The 18,120-nt window shown below is 73.1% G+C and carries 12 protein-coding genes; 5 read left to right on the top strand and 7 right to left on the bottom strand.

Annotation, left to right across the window (positions count from 1 at the left end; translation table 11 throughout):
* Positions 1 to 515: 515 nt before the first annotated feature.
* The 4 genes from ACZ52J_RS33180 to ACZ52J_RS33165 form a co-directional block, all read right to left on the bottom strand.
* Positions 516 to 1,901 (bottom strand): serine hydrolase domain-containing protein, encoded by a 1,386-nt coding sequence (locus ACZ52J_RS33180; RefSeq protein WP_465624024.1) that lies wholly within the window; start codon positions 1,899 to 1,901, stop codon positions 516 to 518.
* Between the two features lie 128 nt (positions 1,902 to 2,029).
* Entirely contained in the window at positions 2,030 to 2,443 is a 414-nt protein-coding gene (locus ACZ52J_RS33175) for a hypothetical protein (protein ID WP_465624023.1), read from the bottom strand.
* 64 nt (positions 2,444 to 2,507) lie between these two features.
* Complete coding sequence (locus tag ACZ52J_RS33170; protein ID WP_465624021.1) at positions 2,508 to 5,270, bottom strand: FtsX-like permease family protein; 2,763 nt, start codon at positions 5,268 to 5,270, stop codon at positions 2,508 to 2,510.
* A 2-nt stretch (positions 5,271 to 5,272) separates the two neighbouring features.
* Entirely contained in the window at positions 5,273 to 6,082 is an 810-nt protein-coding gene (locus tag ACZ52J_RS33165) for an ABC transporter ATP-binding protein (protein WP_465624068.1), read from the bottom strand.
* Positions 6,083 to 6,455: 373 nt separating this feature from the next.
* Here ACZ52J_RS33165 and ACZ52J_RS33160 point away from each other — a divergent pair, with 373 nt between their 5' ends.
* Entirely contained in the window at positions 6,456 to 7,595 is a 1,140-nt protein-coding gene (locus ACZ52J_RS33160; protein ID WP_360493569.1) for a sensor histidine kinase, read from the top strand.
* Entirely contained in the window at positions 7,583 to 8,245 is a 663-nt protein-coding gene (locus ACZ52J_RS33155) for a response regulator transcription factor (RefSeq protein ID WP_360493050.1), read from the top strand. The genes ACZ52J_RS33160 and ACZ52J_RS33155 overlap by 13 nt, the downstream gene beginning before the upstream one ends.
* 144 nt (positions 8,246 to 8,389) lie before the next feature.
* On the opposite strand, the gene ACZ52J_RS33150 is transcribed toward ACZ52J_RS33155, so the two are convergent.
* Together ACZ52J_RS33150 and ACZ52J_RS33145 are read right to left on the bottom strand one after the other, a co-directional pair.
* A complete protein-coding gene (locus tag ACZ52J_RS33150; RefSeq protein ID WP_465624019.1) occupies positions 8,390 to 8,830 on the bottom strand; it encodes a hypothetical protein in 441 nt (146 codons plus the stop codon).
* 52 nt (positions 8,831 to 8,882) lie between these two features.
* Complete coding sequence (locus ACZ52J_RS33145; protein ID WP_350516285.1) at positions 8,883 to 9,089, bottom strand: hypothetical protein; 207 nt, start codon at positions 9,087 to 9,089, stop codon at positions 8,883 to 8,885.
* A gap of 270 nt (positions 9,090 to 9,359) precedes the next feature.
* Here ACZ52J_RS33145 and ACZ52J_RS33140 point away from each other — a divergent pair, with 270 nt between their 5' ends.
* On the top strand, positions 9,360 to 10,673 hold the full coding sequence (locus ACZ52J_RS33140; RefSeq protein WP_465624017.1) for an MFS transporter: 1,314 nt from the start codon (positions 9,360 to 9,362) through the stop codon (positions 10,671 to 10,673).
* A 76-nt stretch (positions 10,674 to 10,749) separates the two neighbouring features.
* Positions 10,750 to 11,508 carry a thioesterase II family protein gene (locus ACZ52J_RS33135; RefSeq protein ID WP_465624015.1) on the top strand — a complete coding sequence of 253 codons (759 nt, stop codon included), beginning with the start codon at positions 10,750 to 10,752 and terminating at the stop codon, positions 11,506 to 11,508.
* Here the strand turns inward: ACZ52J_RS33135 and ACZ52J_RS33130 are convergent.
* Positions 11,471 to 12,100: an ATP-binding cassette domain-containing protein gene (locus ACZ52J_RS33130; RefSeq protein ID WP_465624013.1), complete on the bottom strand. Its 630-nt coding sequence runs from the start codon at positions 12,098 to 12,100 to the stop codon at positions 11,471 to 11,473. The two genes, ACZ52J_RS33135 and ACZ52J_RS33130, sit on opposite strands and share 38 nt — an antisense overlap.
* Positions 12,101 to 12,683: 583 nt before the next feature.
* Here ACZ52J_RS33130 and ACZ52J_RS33125 point away from each other — a divergent pair.
* On the top strand, positions 12,684 to 18,120 hold a 5,437-nt coding region (locus tag ACZ52J_RS33125; RefSeq protein WP_465624011.1), incomplete at its 3' end, for an amino acid adenylation domain-containing protein.

The following is an 18,120-nucleotide window of genomic DNA, read 5'->3' as shown; positions in this document are numbered from 1 at the left end:
TCCGCCGCTCCCCGGCCGACCCGCTCGCCCCGCCACCGCCCCCACCCCGGGGCGGTGGCGGGGCGAGCGGCGTCCCGGGCCGCACCCCCGGAGGTGGTGGCTTTGCGGGGGCCTTGCAGGACCGGCAGTTGATGCCAGAGTGCGAGGATCCCGATGTTTTCTCTCTGTCGCTCATCGGCAGGAGCCGCAGCAGCGCGAAGGTGTTGGTCTCGGCGAGGCAGGCCAGACGCAGCAGCACGACAGATCATGATGCCGCTGGTGCCCTGTCCAGGTGAAGATGCCGGGGAAGCGCCGAGCGGATCCGAACATCGACGATCAAGGCCGCGACCTGCGCGGATGACGTATCGGGACCCGCACAGTCGGCGGCCGTCCGTCATGCCCTGCGCTCGTGGGATCTGTTGAGCGACCTGCGGTGCGGTCGGGTGAGATGACTCAGCCTGCGATGCGATTTCCAACGCGGCACCCCTGTCCCGACCGCGAGGGCGGTGGTTTCGCGCTCGGGGCCTTCAGTGCGGTCAGTCCCGGCCCGCGCCGGCCCGTTCGCGCGGCGGGGTGGTGCGGGTGAGGGCGCGACCGTTGTACTGCAGGGCTGTGGGGTTGTGGGGGCTGCGCAGGAAGCGGCCGACGAAGGGGGTGCTGTGACCTGGGGGCAGGGCGGAAAAGGTGAGGTCCGCGCGCGGGGTGACGGGGTACGTGGCGCCGCCCGGGAGGGTGAGGGTGAGGGTGCCGGAGTCCAGGCGCGCGGTGATGGCGAGTTCCCCGTTGCGGTACTCGCCGAGGCAGGGGGTGAAGTCCTCGACCGGGGCCTCGGGCGGGAGTTGGGGGCGGTGGACGCCGACGGGCAGGCCCGCGTCGGCGAGTTCGCGCAGGACGGCGTCCCACAGCTGCCGGCCGGTGGTGGAGTTGGTGGTAAGCGCGACCACGGTGCCGGACGTGGAGTCCAGACGCAGGTGGCAGGTGGTGCCGTCGTGGGTGCCGTCGTGGCCCCACCAGGCGGTGCCGGGCGTACCGAAGCGGCCGAGGCCCAGGCCCCAGCCGTCGGCGAGGCCGAACGGTTCGGCGCCGTCGACCGGGGTGGTCATCTCCTGCAGGACCTGCGGGTCGCAGAGGTCCGGCCCGTTCCCGAGGGCCAGCCGGGCCAGTGCGACCAGGTCGGTCGCGGTGCCGGCCAGGCCGCCGGCCGCGAGCGAGTCGGAGTCCGTGGTGCACGCGATGGCTGAGACGGTGCGGGTCTCGTGGCCGGCGGCCGGGGGCTGGATGTGGTGGCCGTGGACGGTCAGGGCCGGGGCGGTGCGCGGGCGCGGGCCCGGAAGGAAGCCGGCCCGGGTGTCGAGGGGGCCGAGCAGGTAGGTGTCGAGGGTCTCCGGCCAGCTCAGGCCGGTGGCATCGGCCACCAGCTGGGAGAGCAGGTGGTAGCCGACGTTGGAGTAGGAGAACGTGCCCGGGGCGGGCCAGGCGGTCCGGGCCGGGGGCGGCACGGCGGCGAGCAGGGCCCGTAGGCGGCGGGCCGGCGGATCGCCGCCCGCATCGTGCGACTCGTGGTCGGACGGCAGGCCGGCGGTGTGGCTGAGCAGTTGCCGTAGGGTCGCGTCCAGGGCCGGGTCGGCGCCGCCCACCCAGCGGCGGATCGGGTCATCCAGGGTCAGCAGGCCGTCGGAGACCAGCTGGAGCGCGCAGACGGCGGCGAAGGTCTTGGAGGTGGACCCGTACGCGAAGGCCGAACCGGAGTGGACCTCAGTGCCGCCGTCGACCTCGCGGCCGAACTCCCGGGTGTGCAGCGAACCGTGTGCGTGCACCGCGAGCTGGGCGCCCACCACCGCGCAGTCCCGGGCCAGTCGGCCGAACCGATCCAGCGCGGTGACGAGCGTTGCTCTCGATGGTGCCGCCGATGTGCCGTCCACCTCAGGTCCCTTCCCGTCGAACACTGCTCAGGGGAGAGTCTTCAAGGCCGGGCACGGCTACGGCAGATGGTTAAGCCGTGGCTGAAACACCCACGCCGGAGGGCCGGCTGACGCGGGCGGCCGCGCGGTCAGGCGCGCCTGGGGGGCAGCACCGCCACGGCGATCAGCAGCAGCAGGACACCGCCGTAGGCGTTCCACAGGCCGGTGTGCAGGTCGGTGATGTCGAAGGAGACCGGCGCCACCTCGAGGGACTTCTGGACCGTCCACAGCACGCAGGTGGCCAGGGCGAGCAGCCCGGCCAGGAGCATCACCAGCCGAGAGCGCACCAGCAGGGCGAGGGCCGCGATCGCCGCGCCGGCGGCCAGCGGGATCATCATGGACGTGCCGGTCGTGGCGGTGCGGTCGGGGGAGAAGCCCTGGAAGAGGTCTGCGATCGGCACCGACCGAGGATCGCTCTTCTCGTACCAGGGCTGGAAGGCGCTGAGGACCAGCGCGGCCGCTCCGGCCAGGGCCAGCAGACTTGCTACGGCGACGCGACGCATCGGGTGGAGTTCCTCGTTTCTTTCTCTGCCTACAACTACTGCCTGCCCTGCTGCCGGAACGGTGTCACACGCGCCGGAGTTCGGCCGGATGCCGCCTGCGCCGGAAGGACCGGCCCGGCAGCAGGTAGCCGGCCAGCGTGGTGACCACGACGGTCGACACGATCAACGCCACCTGCATTCCCGGCAGATAGGGCAGTGAACCGGCAAGTGACCAACTGAAGGCGGCCAGGGGAATGAGCGCCGCCAGGGCGCCGATCACCAGGCCGACCGTCATGACGATCAACGCCTCCACCTGGAGCATGCCACGGACCTGCCGCCGGCCGGCGCCGACCAGTCGCAGAAGGGCGAGTTCCGGCCGCCGTCCGGTGACGATCAGGGCCAGGGTGCTCAGCACCGCGATCACGGTGAAGCTGCCGATCGCGGACACCGCGACCGTGGTGATCACCTGGCCGACGCCGCGGTCCTCCTCGCGCAGGTGCTCGGGGGACGGCTGGTCGGTCACCGTGGCACCGGGCGCGGCAACGGCCAACTCCCGCTCCACGGCGGCCCGCACGGCCCGGTGGTCGGAGCCCGGGTCGACCGCCAGCAGCGCCCGCCCGTTCGCCGGGGCGGCGGTGTGCGCGGCCAGTTCGTCGTGGGCGAAGAGGAACTCGCCGAGCGCCAGCTGCCGTTCGTAGAGCGCGACCACGCGCAGCGGCACGGCCGCGCCGTCGCCGTAGCGGATCGTCACCGTGGAGCCGACGGACAGGCTCAGATCGCGGGCGCGCTCGGTGCCGACCGCGACCGTGCCGCGGCCGAGCGTGCCGAGGTCACCGGCGGTCACCTTGGGGTCGAGGGTGGCGGGCAGGGCCTGCGGGGTGATGCCGAGCACCGGGAACCGGTCGAGCTTGGGATCGCCGACCTCGCGGTGTGCCAGCACGATGGTGCTGTACAGCACGCCGGTGGCCGCGCTCACGCCGTTCGTCCGGGCGAGCCGCTGCACCACCTCCTCGGGGATGCCCGCGCCGCCGGCGGTGACCGACAGGTCGGCCCGCATGGAGCTGCCGGCCTGCCGGCCGCCCTCGCGGTCCAGCGTGGCGCCGGCCGAGAGCTGGACCCCGACGAAGGCCACCACCAGCACGATCGGGGTGATCGCCGCGCCCAGGCGCCGGGAGTTCGCCCGGGTGGCGGCGTCGGCGAGGTAGCCGCCGGCCCCACCGAGGCGGCGCACCGTGCCACCGACCAGGTGGATGGCGAGCCGGGCGATCCACGGGCCGAGCAGCGCGCACGCGATGACCAGGGCCATCGCGGCCGAACTGGCGGCCGCGGCGGCGGTCTCGCCGCGCTGCAGCGAGGCCGTGCCGGCCGCGCTGACCCCGGCGAAGAGCAGGATGACGCCGGTGATCGTGCGTCCTTTGCCGGGCTGCTCGGGCTCGGTCTGGGCTTCGCCCATCGCTGCGGCCGGCTTCAGCTTGGCCGTCCGCCCGCAGGCGAGCGCGGCCGCGACCCGGGCCACCAGCAGGGTCAGTGCCCCGGTGAGGACCACCGAGGCCAGCATCATCGGCGGCATGGACAGGTCGAGGCCGACGGGGATCGCGCCGCGCTGCTCCAACATGGCGACGAGTTCCAGGTAGACGGGGACGGCGCCGGCCGCGCCCAGCAGGGCGGCGGTGATGGCGACCATCGCGGTCTCGCGCCCCACGGTGACCCGCAACTGGCGGGGGGTCGCCCCGACGGCCCGGAGCAGCGCGAACTCCCGGGCCCGCTGGTGGACGGCCTGCGCCACGGTGCTGGAGACCACCAACACGGCGATCATGGTGACCACCACGCAGACCGTGGCCAGCAGCATCAGCAGCCCGATCCGGCTGGGCGCGGCTTGGAGGAACTCCGCGTTCCCGCGGGCGTTGCCGGTCAGCACCCGCAGGGCCGAGGAGTCCTGCGGCGCCCGCTCGCCGACGGCGTCGTGGGCCGCGGTGCCGCCGTCCAGGGCGGCGCGCAGCGCCGGGTAGAGGGTGTGGACGGTTGTGCCGTCCTCCGCGAGGACGCCGATCGCGTCCACCTGGCCGGGGTGGCCCGCCAGGTCGCGAGCCTTCTGGTCACTGAGGAAGACCGTGCCCTGGTGGGCCAGGCCGGTGCCGTCGCCACCGCCCCGGGGTGCGGCGATGCCCGCCACCCGGTAGTGCACGGGCAGGCCGACCGGCGACTGGAGGCCGACCTCGTCGCCGACCTTGGCCCCGGCACGGGCGGCCAGGGCGCCGTCCAGGACCACTTCCTGCGGCCCGTTCGGTTGGTGGCCCGAGCGCAGCGTGAAGGGCGCCAGCGCGGCGGTGCTCCAGCCGTGCGCGTAGACGGGGGAGACCCCGGACTCCGAGTCCGGCCCCGGGACGGCGGTGGTGCCGTCGGCCGCGGTCAGGGTGATCGGGACGGCGCTGTCCGGGATCGCCGCCGCGACGCCGGGGACGGCGGCCAGCCGGGCGACGGCAGATTCCGGGACGCGCACCCGCTCGGTGAGCGCGGCCGTGACGGACTTCGGCTTGCTGGCGAACGGGGTGGCCTCGTAGGTGGTGGTCTGATTGCCGCCGACGACCGCGACGGTCGCCGCGTAGCGCTCGACCCGGGCGTGCCCGGCGAAGGCGGACAGCGTGGCGAGGGCGAACGAGCCGAGCAGCAGGGAGGTCAGCAGCAGCGCGGCGAAGACCGCGCTCCACGCCTTGAGGTGCATCCGGACCGCGCGGACGGCCAGGAAGTGCGCCGTGCGGGCGGTCGCCTGGCCCTCGCCGCGGCCCGGGCCGTTCGGGCTCCGCAGGGCCCGGGCCGCGGCGCGGGGGACGGTGCGGGTCGCGGACATGGTCAGCAGCCCCCGATCTCGGCCATGACCTGGGCGACGTCGGCGGTCTGCGGCCGGACCATGGTGGTGACGATCCGTCCCTTCGCCAGGAAGACCGCCTCGTCGGACCAGCTCGCGGCGACCGGGTCGTGGGTGACCATCACCACGGTGTGCCCGGTGTCGTCCACGGCCCGGCGCAGCAGCGTGAAGACGTCGTTGGCGGTGGAGGGGTCGAGTGCCCCGGTCGGCTCGTCGGCGAAGATCACGGCCGGGTCGGTGACCAGGGCGCGGGCGATGGCGACCCGCTGCTGCTGGCCGCCGGACAGGTGCTGCGGGGAGTCGTCCGCGCGGTCTGCCAGCCCGACCGACTCCAGGACGCGCATCGCCCGCTCCACGGCCTGCGGGCTGTCCGGTCGCTCGCCGCCCAGCAGCAGCGGCAGCGTGACGTTCTCCCGCACGGTCAGCGACGGCACCAGGTTGAGCGACTGGAACACGAAGCCGATCCGGTCCCGGCGCAGCCGGGTCAGCGCCGCCTCGCTCAGCGAGCCGAGGTCGGTGGTCCCGATCCGCACGGTGCCGGACGTCGGCCGGTCCAGGCCGGCGGCGCACTGCAGGAAGGTCGTCTTGCCGGACCCGGAGCGGCCCATCACGGCGACGAACCGCCCCTGGGGGATCTCCAGGCTTACGTCGTCCAGGGCGTTCACCGGCTGGCCGCCCCGAAGGTAGCGACGGGTCACCGACTGCATGGTCAGGGCGACCGGGCCGATCGGGTGGCCCTGCTCCTGCTCGACGGCTGAATCCGCCGCGTCCGTCCGTCCGATGCGCTGCCTGATCACCAGTGAACCCTCCCGGGCGTGCTTCCTGGCCGGCCGGCCGACACTGCGGTGGGCCGGCGTGGCCGCGGGTCACCCGCGTCCACGCAACCGACCCTAGGATCTCCGCCGAGGGCGCCGCGATGACCTTTCCACCCGTCTTGGGGTTCAGCCAGCACACCCATGTGCTGGGGTGACAGAGACACCGCAGGGTGCGCTTCCGGTTCGTTACGGTGGGACGCAACCCCGTGGTGCGGCGGTCGCCGCAGTGCAACGCCAATCCCAGGAGGCCCTACCGGTGTCAGAGTTCGAGCCCCAGCCGGACACCGAGGAGGACACGTCGAGACTCGGCGCGGCCGTCCGCGACGCCCGGGACGCCAGCGCCTTCCTGTACATGGGCCTGCCGATGGCAGTGGTCTGCTTCTTCGGCTGCTTCGTCGTCCCGGCCTCGCTGTTCTTCACCGTGTTCCTGATCGGCGCCCCCGCCTGGCCGGAGGTGGTGCGGGCGCTGCGCAGCCTGGCGGGGCACGAACGGGTACGCGCGGGCGCCTTCCTGGGCACCACGGTGCCGGAGCAGTACCTGCCGCTGGACGGCTCGCTCTCGGACCGGTTCCGACTGGCGATGACCGACCCCGGCACCTGGCGCGACGCCCTGTGGTTGCCGGTGCAGACCCTGAGCGTGATGCTGCTCAGCCTGCTGACCCTGCTGCTGTGGCTGGTCGGCCTGCCGCTGGACGGCGTACGACTGGGCATGGCCGACGCGGTGGCCCGGCGCCGAGGCGTCCCGTCGCGGGCCGAACCGCTGGTGCTCAACCTGCAGAGGTTCCTGGCCGAGCGTCAGGCGGGCTGGACGGTACACCTGTTGCGCCCGTCCGAGTCGTCCCGGCTGGCAGAGCGGGTGGCCGAGCTGTCGGAGAGCCGGGCCGGAGCCGTCGAGGCGCACAGCGCCGAACTGCGGCGCATCGAACGGGACCTCCACGACGGCGTCCAGGCGCAGTTGGTCGCCCTGTCGCTGCGGATCGGGCTGGCCAAACAGCAGTTGTCGAAGGACCCGGAGGCGACCAAAGCGCGGCTGGACGAGGCGCAGGAGGGCATCGAGCGGGTCCTGGCCGACCTGCGCCACGTCGTACGGACGGTCTACCCACCGGTGCTGACGGACCGTGGACTCGCCGGTGCCGTCCGGGCGCTGGCGGCCGGCTCGTCGATTCCGGTGGACCTGCAGGTGAGCGCGGTGGAGAACGGCCACCGGGTGCCCGCGTCCGTGGAGGCGGCGGCCTACTTCGTGATCGCCGAGGGGCTGACCAACATCAGGAAGCACAGCCGGGCGACCAGGTCCTCGGTACGCTTCCAGCGCAGCGGCGGACAGCTGACCATTACGGTCACCGACGACGGACGCGGGGGTGCCGACGAACACGGCGGCTCCGGTCTGGTCGGCATCCGCCGCCGGGTGGCCGCGCTGGACGGTACGGCGACCCTCACCAGCCCTGTCGGAGGGCCTACGGAGCTGAAAGTGGAGCTGCCATGCGGATCGTGATCGCGGAGGACAACGCCCTGCTGCGGGAGGGGATGGTCCTGCTGCTCAGCAGCAACGGCCACTCGGTGGAGGCGTCGGTCGGCGCGGGACCGGAGATCCTGCCCGCGCTGCGCAACCACCGGCCCGACCTGGCGGTCCTCGACGTCCGGCTGCCGCCGTCGTTCCGGGACGAGGGGCTGCGGGCGGCGCTCGCCGCCCGGCGCGAACTGCCGGATCTGCCGGTCCTGGTGCTCTCCCAGTACGTTGAGGAGACGTACGCGGCCGAGCTACTGGCGCACGGGGCGAAGGGGGTGGGCTACCTGCTGAAGGACCGGGTGGGGCGGGTGGACCAGTTCCTGGAGGCGGTGGAGACGGTCGCCGGCGGCGGTACCGTGCTCGACCCGGAGGTGGTCACCCAACTGCTCAGCCGGCAGGTCGCGGCCAGGCCGATGCGCAATCTGAGCCCGCGCGAGCAGGAAGTGCTGGAGCTGATGGCGCAGGGCAAGGCCAACAACGCGATCTCGGAACAACTGGTGATCACCGAGCGGGCGGTGAGCAAGCACATCCGGAACATCTTCGACAAGTTCAACCTGCCGCCGGAGGGCGGCAGTGTGCACCGCCGGGTGCTGGCTGTGCTGACCTATCTCGGGCACGACGTCCAGGAGGCCTAGCAGGAACCGGCGTTCGTCGCGGGCCCGGAAACGGAAAGCACCGGGTGCCTGGGGCGGGGGGCCCCGGACACCCGGTGAGGGAGGTCGGAGTGAGCAGGCGGGGGTCCCGCCCACCACGGCCTCCGGTCCATGAGTGGCGGTGCGTCAGCCCGCCATGTCACCGGCGCTGGTGCAGGTGGAGCGCAGCGACTCAAGCCGCTTGTTCTGGCCGGCGACGTACACGGAGACGCTGCCGGGGTCGCGGTCCTTGAGCTTGGTGTTGCGCAGCTCGTTGGCGGTGTCGCTGGCGGCCTTCTTCAGCTTGTCGTCCTTGGCCTTCTTCACCAGCTCGTCGATCTTGTCCGCGCGGTCGTTGACATCCTTGACCGCGGCGTCGGCGTCCACGGGGTGCGGGTTGAACAGCGCCAGGTCGGTGATCTTCAGGCACATGTCGGCCCGATCGAGCACCTGCTGGGGCGAGTTGCAGGAGGCGAGGCCGAAGACGGCCCCGATCGCGATGGTGGCGGCGACCGCCCGCAGGCCCAGGCTCCGCTGGTAGGCGCGGGCGGGCCGCCGGGCCGGGTCGGCCGGGAACGGTGTGGTCATGGTCGGGGTGCTCCTGGTCGCAGGATGGGACGGCCGGGTCACGGTCAAGGGGTCACTCACCGTTGCTCGCCTTGCGCCAGCGGGCGACGCCCCAGACCAGGGCGATCGCGTCCAGGACGAACCCGCCGATCATGACGGTGGTGTGGGTGCTGCCCGTCACGCCGTGGGAGACCACGGAGGTGAGCATGGCACCGATGAAGAACAGCACCAGCGGAAGGACGACCCAGCCCGATCCGGGCTTTCCGGCAGAACCGGCCATGAGAAGACTCCTCGAAACCCTTGTGAGACGCGGCCTCAACCGCGCCGCTGTACGTCTCCAAGTCTGTCCGCTCGGAGCGTTCCGGTAAGTACACCGCACACCCGAAGGGGGGTGTTGCCTGCACTACTCTTTCGAGTTCCAGGCGGCGCCGGCTCGATCCGATCGGACGTTCGACCAGCGTTGTTCCGTCCTCACTTAAAGATCTCCCGGTTGCGACAGGCCGGTGGCAGCATGCGCAGGTCAGAACAGGGCGGGCGGAGGGATCTCAGGGTGCCGGACGTCGAACAGTCGCAGATTCCAAGACCATTGGCGCGAAACCGCAACTACAACGTGGTGCTGGTCAGTCAGCTGCTCTCCGAAATCGGTGGCCAGGTCTCGCTGTTCGCGATCCCGCTGGTAGTGCTCGCGCTGACCGGATCCGCCGTCACCGCGGGCGCGGCCGGCACCGTGAACGCGATGGTCCGGCTGCTGGTGCTGATCCCGGCCGGCGCGCTGGTGGACCGGTGGAACCGCAAGCGGGTGCTGATTGCCTGTGAGCTGGTGCGCATCCCGGTCCTCGCCGCGCTCGTGCTGGCGCTGTGGCGGGGGGACGAGGGCCTGGGCCTGGTGTTCCTGGTGGCCGCCGTGGACGGCGCGGCGGCGGCGCTGTTCACCCCGGCGGAGGAGGCGTTGCTGCCCCAGCTCGTCCACCCGAGCCAGCTGCCGGAGGCGGTCTCGCGCAACGCGGCCCGCAGCTACCTGGCGACGCTGGTCGGCCCGGGGCTCGGCGGTCTGCTGCTGGCCGCGCGCCAGTGGCTGCCGTTCGCCGTCAACGCGGTCACCTTCGCCGCCTCCTTCGTGCTGCTGCTGTTCCTGCGGCTTCCGGCCGCCGTTGCGGCTCCCGCCGGGCAGGGCGGCTCGCTGGCCGGGGACCTCAAGGTCGGCGTGCGCTTCATCCGGGAGCGCCCGGTGCTGCGCAGCGCCCTGCTGGTGGCGGTGGCGGTCAGCATCGCGTTCAACGCGCTCTACCTGCTGGTGGTGACCCTCGCGAAGCGGTCGGGGGTGCCGGCCGACGAGATCGGCGTGATCGGGGCCATGACGGGCGTCGGGGGCCTGCTCGGCGCCGTGGTGGCGCCGGTGCTGCAGCGGCTCATCGCGCCGCGGGTCGCGATCGCCGGCCTCGGCCTGGTCGGCGCCGCGGTCACCCCGCTGCTCGTGCTCGGCACCAGCGCGTACCTCTTCGGAGCCGTGCTCGCGGCGATCGCCTTCTGCGCGCCGACCGTGCACGCCACCGTGGTGGTGTACCAGATGAGCGTCACCCCGGACGGCCTGCGGGGCCGGGTCGGGGCGGCGATGGCGCTCACCGGTGGCGTCGCGGGGGTGGCCGGCCCGCTGCTCGGCGGCGTGCTCGCCGATACGGCCGGGCGCGGGACGGCGGTCGCGGTCTTCGTCGGCCTCCTGCTGCTCGCTGCGGTGGGAGCCGGCCTCAGCCGTACGCTGCGGGCGTTTCCGGATGTCCGCAGCGCCGTGCCCGCCGCCGGTTCCGCCCCCGAACCCACCAGGTCGGCCGAGCCCGCCGAGAACATCGGCGACCCCGTGCCCTGACCGTGTCCGCTCCGCCTCCTGCCCCCCGGAGACCCCGGGCGGCGTCCCCTTCGGAAAGCTCCGGAAAGGCAGTCCTGTGGAAACCACCAAGTCCCGTAGCCCGCGCTGGGTGGTCACCCGGCCCCAGCGCCCGGCGGCCAGGGTGCGGCTGTTCTGCTTCCCGTACGCGGGTGGCGGCACCAGCGTGTTCCGGTCCTGGCACGAGTTCCTGGACCCGTCCGTCGAGGTGTGCCCGGTGCTGCTGCCCGGCCGGGAGGAGCGGATCAGCGAGCCGCCGGCGACCGTGATGGCAGACCTGGTGGTGCGGCTGGCCGAGCATCTGGAGCCGTGGACGGACAAGCCGTTCGCCCTCTTCGGGCACAGCATGGGCGGTCAGATCGCCTTCGCGCTGACCCGGCTGCTGGCCGAGCGCGGGGCGCGGACGCCGACCTGGCTGTTCCTGGGCGGCTGCGTGCCGCAGCGCACCGCGATGCGCCGGCACCTGCTGCCGGACGCCGAACTGACCGAGGAGATCCGGCAGATGAACGGGATGCCGACCGCGGTGCTGAACGACCCGGAGATCCTCGCGCTGCTGTTGCCGGTGTTGCGGGCCGATTTCGCGCTCACCGAGACGTACCTGACCGAACCGGGCGTCACTGTGCCCGTCCCGATGACGACCTTCGCCGGGGTGGACGACGCGGAGGCGCGGCCCGCCGACATGAAGGAGTGGGCCCGGCACTGCGCGGGCCCGAGCGAGTCCCTGGAGCTGCCCGGCGACCACTTCTTCCTCAACGAACCGGCGGCGATGCTTGATCTGGTCAACCGCAGGCTGCGGACGGTTGCCGCGCGATCCTGAGCAGGCACTCGGCGAGTTCGGCCGGAGCGGCGCCGGCCACCGCGTCGACGACCTGCCCGCGGTGGAGGAAGATCGTCGCGCGGGCGAGCGAGGCGGCGACCGGATCCCGTACGGCCATGACTGCCGCGACGTCGAACTGCGCGGTGGCGCGCCGCAGGACGGCGGCCCGGGCGCGTTCGGCGGCGGGGCTGGGGTCCGGGCCGGGCTCGTCGGCCAGCAGCAGTCGCGGGGCCCGGGCCAGTGCGTGGGCGACGGCCAGGCGCCGGCGGCCGGAGGCGGACAGCTCCCGGACCGGCCGCTCCAGACTGCGCTCCAGCAGGGTCGCCCGGTGGACCAGGTCCAGGTCGGCCCGGCCGGCCGGGCCCGCCGACCGGACGGCCTCGGCCACCGAGGCGGCCGGGTGGTCCGGTTGCGGTTCGTCCGGGAGCAGTTCGGCGGGGACCGGTTCGTCCGGGTTCGGTCCGGGGGCCCACCACGTCGAACCGGAGGTCGGCGGGACCAGTCCGGCCAGGCAGCGCAGCAGCGTGGTCTTTCCAGCGCCCGTCGGGCCCATCACGGCCAGAAAGCAACCGGAGCGGATTCCGAGGTTCACGTTTTTCAGTGCGAAAAGCGGCTCACCGGCACTGGGGAGTGCGACGGAAACCGCGTTGAGCGAGGCCACCACCTCGCCGGGCCGGGCCGGCGGTGGAACGGTTCGATATCGCCGCATTGACGCCCCTGTGGCTGCCTGTGGGTGTGCGACTTCCCACCCTGTTCGATCGATGGTCCGCACCATACCGAGACATGGTGGCGACGCACTATGCCGTCTGCAGGATGGATTCGGGTTCAGCTGACACTCCCCCGGGGGTGGGGTGCGGCAGATACCCACGTGGAGTGGTGGCTGACCCCCCTTGGTACCGCCTCCGGAGTGGGTGTTTGCGGCAGGTCTAAAACTCCTGTTCGAGCGAATTCCGGCGGTGAAGAATGTTTCCCGAGGCATCGCTGTGCAGTCGGGGTGGCGGGCCGGACCGACGCGTTCCGATACGCCGTCGGCCCCGGGGGACTTCGGATCGAACCCGGGGAAGAACATCGGGCCGCATCGGCGGAAACACGCTCCGGCCGAGGCTGATGACGCGCCGTGCGCTCGACGGTCACAGGCGTCCACGAACAATTCCTCAGCGATTTGGGATACCGGCATGAAGTCTGGCATGTACTCGTCGTTCAATCGGTCGGCCATCGCCGGCACCACGCTCCACGGGCTGTTCGAAGCACAGGCCGCCCGCCGGCCCGGCCACCCCGCGGTGGAGCAGGCCGGCGTCAGCCTCTCCTACGGTGAGGTCGACCGGCGGGCCAACCTGCTGGCCCGCCGACTGGTGGCCGAGGGAGTGCGGCCCGAGAGCAGGGTCGGCGTCTTCGTCGAACGCGGCCCGCACCTGATCACCGGACTGCTCGCCGTCCTCAAGGCCGGCGGCGCCTACGTCCCGCTCGACCCCAAGTACCCGGCCGAGCGCCTCGCCTTCATGGTCTCCGACTCCGACATCAACCTCATCCTCACCGGGGACGCCGGCGAACACGCCTTCGGCGCCACCGCCCGGACCCTGCGGATCGACCAGCCCGACCAGGACGGCCCGGACACCGCCCCCGACGTGCCGGTGCTGCTGGACAACACCGCGTACGTCATCTACACCTCGGGCTCCACCGGCACCCCCAAGGGCGTGGCCGTCACCCACCGCGGCGTCGAGGCCCTCGGCGCCGCCCACGCCGACGCCCTCGCCATCGGCCAGGACAGCCGCGTCCTCCAGCTGGTCTCGCCCAACTTCGACGTCGCCATCGCCGACCTCGTCCAGACCTGGTACGCCGGGGCCACCCTGATCCTGCCCGCCGCCGACACCCAGACCGTCGGCGAGGGCATCGCCGAACTCCTGTCCACCACCTCCGTCACCCACGCGATGATCCCGCCGTCGGTGCTCGCCACCATCCCCCCGGTGGAACTGCCCGACCTGCGCGGCCTCGCCACTGGCGGCGAGCCCTGCCCGCCCGACCTGGTGGCCCGCTGGGCCCGCAACCGGCGCATGTTCAACGCTTACGGCCCCACCGAGGCCACCGTCACCACCACCGTCAACGGCCCCCTGCCCCCCGAGCTCGGCGAGGTTCCCGGCATCGGCCGTGCCGTGCCCGGCGTCCGGGTCATGGTGCTCGACGACAGCCTGCGCCCCGTGCCCGAGGGCGGCGTCGGCGAACTGTGCATCGCCGGCGACGCACTGGCCCGCGGCTACGTCAACCGGGCCTCGCTCACCGCCGAGCGCTTCGTCGCCGACCCCAACGCCGACGACGGCACCCGGATGTACCGCACCGGCGACCGGGTACGCCGACTCGGCGGCGAGCGGTACGAGTTCGTCGGCCGCCACGACCACCAGGTGAAGATCCGCGGACTGCGCGTCGAACTCGGCGAGATCGAGGCTGCCCTCAGCGAGTACGAGGGCGTGCTCCAGTGCGTCGTCGTCGCCCAGGGCCCCGAACCGCGCCGCCTCGTCGCCCATGTCGTCCCCCGCCTGCCCGAGGCCGTCCCCTCCGCCACCGAACTGCGTGACCACCTCGCCGGGCGACTCCCCGCCCACATGGTGCCCACCGCCTTCGGCTTCCTGGACAGCCTCCCCCTCACCCCCAACGGCAAGGTCGACCGCACCGCCCTGCCCGCACCCAGCCGCATCGCCGAACCCGCCCACACGCCGCCGCGCACCGAACTGGAGCGCCACCTCGCCGAGATCTGGACCGAGATCCTCGGTGTCGAGCGGATCGGCGCCGACGACGACTTCTTCGCCCGCGGCGGCGACTCCATCGCCGGCCTGCGGATGGCCTTCCAGGTGGAACGCCGCCTCGGCCACCGCCCCGCCCCCGCCGACCTGTTCGACCACTTCACCCTGGCCCGGTACGCCGCCCGCCTGGAGCACCTGGAACAGCGCCCCGCCCAGACCGCCGCCGAACCGATCCCCGCCCTGGAGCGCGGCCGGCCACTGGGACTCTCCCCGGCACAGCGCCGGCTCTGGTTCCTCGACCAGTACGAACCCGGCGGCTCCGCCTACAACTGCGCCACCGGACTGCACCTCACCGGCCACCTCGACCACCCCGCGCTGCAGCGCGCCCTGGCCGCCCTCGTCGCCCGCCACGAGCCGCTGCGCACCGCCTTCACCGACCTCGACGGCGCCCCCGCCCAGGTGATCGGCGAACCCGCCGCCCTGCCACTGCCGGTGGCCGAACCGGCCGGGCTCACCGGCCCCGCCCGGGACGCCGCCGTCCAGGAACTGCTGCGGGCCGAGGTGTCCGCCCCCTTCGACCTGCGCTCCGGACGCCCCCTGCGGGCACTGCTGGTGCGCACCGCACCCCAGGACCACCTGCTGGTCCTCACCGCGCACCACATCGTCGCCGACGCCTGGTCGATGGACGTCATCGCTCACGACCTCGGTCTGCTCTACCGTGCGGCACTGACCACCACCGACCCGGACACCACCGCCGAGACACTGATCCGCCAGGCCGGGCTCGCACCCCTCGCCCTCCAGCACGCCGACGTCGCCCACTGGCAGCAGAGCCAGGCGGACAACCCCCGCCTCGCCGGCCAACTCGCCTACTGGCAGCGGAAGCTCGACGGCGTCACCGCCCTGGAACTGCCCACCGACCGGCCCCGCCCGGCCCTGCGCAGCTCCGCCGGCGCCCGCCACCTGTTCACCCTCGTACCGAGCACTGTCGAACGCCTGACCGTCCTCGGCCGGGACCACGGCACCACCCTGTTCACCACCCTCGCCGCCGGCACCCAACTGCTGCTCTCCCGCTGGTCGGGCCGCCGCGACATCGCCATCGGCACCGTCGACGCCGGTCGCGACCGCTTCGAACTCGCCGAACTGGTCGGCTTCTTCGTCAACACCCTGGTGCTGCGCGCGGACGTCGACGAGACGCTCAGCTTCGCCGACTTCGTCGACCGCACCCGCACCGACGTCCTGGACGCACTGGCCAACGACGACGTGCCCTTCGACCGCGTCGTGGACGCCGTGGTCGTCGAACGCGACCCCAGCCGCCCCCCGCTCGTCCAGGCCATGCTGGTCCTGCAGAACGCCCCGGCCCGGCTGCCCGACCTGCCCGGGCTCACCGTCACCGAGACCGTCCTGCCCCGCGAAGCCGCCCTGTTCGACATCACCCTGGAGTTCTGGCAGAACCCCGACGGCGGCCTCACCGGCTCGCTGGAGTACAGCACCGACCTCTTTGACGAGCCCACCGCCGTACGCCTCGCCGACCAGCTCGGCGTGCTCCTCGCCGGCCTCGCCGCCCGCCCGCAGCACCCGATGGCCGAGGCGCCGCTGCTCACCGACGCCGAGACCGAGCGCCTCCTGCACACCTGGAATGACACCGCGCGCAGCGTCACCGAGGCCACCCTGCCCGACCTGTTCGCCGCCCAGGCGGCCCGCACCCCCCGGGCCGCCGCCGTGCGCGCCGAGGGCGTCCGCCTGGACTACGCCGCACTGGACGAGCGCACCAACCGGCTCGCCCACCACCTGATCGCCCTCGGCGTCGAGCCCGGCGACCGGGTCGGCATCCACCTGGAGCGCGGCACCGACCTGATCGTCGCCCTGCTCGCCGTGGTCAAGGCCGGCGCCGCGTACGTGCCGCTCGACCCGGCCTACCCGCTGGGCAGGCTCGATTTCATGGCCGAGGACGCCGGCCTCACGCTGCTGCTCACCGACCGGGACTCCGCCGCCCGCTGGACCCCGGAGGGACCGGCGGTGGTCCTGCTCGACCGCGACCGCGCGGCCGTCGACGCCCGCCCGACCGACCGCCCGCAGGTGACGATCACCCCGGGCAGTGCCGCGTACGTCGTCTACACCTCCGGTTCCACCGGCCGCCCCAAGGGCGTCGAGGCCACGCACCGCGGCGTCGAGCGGGTCGTCCGGGACAACGGCTACCTCGAACTCGGCGGCGAGGACGTGGTCGCGCAGCTGGCCTCGGTCTCCTTCGACGCGGCCACCTTCGAGATATGGGGCGCGCTGCTGAACGGTGCCACCCTGGCCATCCCCGCGCCCGGGGTGCTGGACACCCGCGAGCTGGGCGCCTTCGTGGCCGAGTACGGGGTGACGACGCTCTGGCTCACCGCCGGCCTGTTCCACGAGGTCGTCGACTCCGGCATCGAGGCGCTCGGCGGGGTGCGCCGGCTGCTCGCGGGCGGCGACGCGCTGTCGCCGCGGCACTGCCGGGCCGTGCTGGAGCGCTTCCCCTCGCTCACCCTGCTGAACGGCTACGGGCCCACCGAGACCACCACCTTCGCCGCGGTCTGCCGGATCACCCCGGCCCACCTCGACGGCGACACGGTGCCGGTCGGCCGGCCGATCGCCGACACCCGGGTGTATGTGCTGGACGGCTGGCTGCGGCCGGTGCCGCCGGGTGTGGTGGGTGAGTTGTACGTGGCCGGCGGCGGTGTCGCCCAGGGCTACGTGGGTCGGCCGGGGCTGACGGCGGAGCGGTTCGTCGCGGACCCGTTCGGTGTGGGCGGCCGGCTCTACCGCACGGGTGACGCGGTGCGTTGGACGGCCGGGGGCGAGCTGGAGTTCGTCGGCCGGGTCGACGACCAGGTGAAGGTGCGCGGGCACCGGGTGGAGCTCGGTGAGGTGGAGTCGGTGCTGGCGTCGGCTCCGGGTGTGTCTCAGGCCGTGGTCGTGGCGCCGGTCGGTCCGTCCGGCGGGCGTCGGCTGGTCGCCTACGTGGTTGCGGACGGCGCCGGGGGGCTGCGGGAGTTCATGGCCGCGGCGCTGCCGGACTACCTGGTGCCGTCGGTGTTCGTGTCGCTGGAGGCGCTGCCGTTGACGCCGAACGGGAAGGTGGACCGGCGGGCTCTGCCGGAGCCCGAAGTGGTGGGTTCCGGTGAGGAGTTCACCGCGCCGGTGGGCGCGGTGGAGGAGGTGTTGGCCGGCGTCTGGTCGCAGGTGCTGTGTGTCGAGCGGGTCGGGGTCGAGGACAACTTCTTCGACCTGGGCGGCGACTCGATCCTCAGCATCCAGGTCGTCGCCCGCGCCCGCAAGGCCGGACTCACCCTCACCTCGCGGGACATCTTCCAGCACCAGACGGTCGCCTCGCTGGCCGCCGCCCTCGGCGGCCCCACCGCCTCCGCCGCCCCCGTCCAGGACCAGCCGCCCGTGGAGGGCTCCGTGGTGCTCACCCCGATCCAGCGGTGGTTCTTCCGCACCCACCGCACGGCACCGCAACACTTCAACATGGCCGTCCACCTGGAACTCGCCCAAGCCGTCGACCACACCGCGCTCACCCGGGCGGTGGAGGCCCTGGTCGCGCACCACGACGCGCTGCGGCTGCGCTTCGAGCGCACCGGCGCCGGCTGGCGCCAGCGCAACCTCGCCGAGGACCGGACCGTACCGGTCGAGCACCACGACCTGTCCGCACTCGCGCCGGACGCCTGGCAGAGCGCGCTCGACACCATCACCGACACGATGCAGCACGGCTTCGACCTCGCCGACGGCCCGCTGATCCGCTTCGCCCTGATCGATCTCGGTGCGGGTGGGGTGCGGTTGGTGGTGGTGGCGCACCACCTGGTGGTGGACGGGGTGTCGTGGCGGGTGCTGCTGGAGGATCTGGCGG

Source organism: Kitasatospora sp. NPDC034035 (assembly GCF_055575755.1).
The sequence above is the reverse complement of the archived record's forward strand: the minus strand, read 5'-3'. Positions and strand labels throughout refer to the sequence as shown.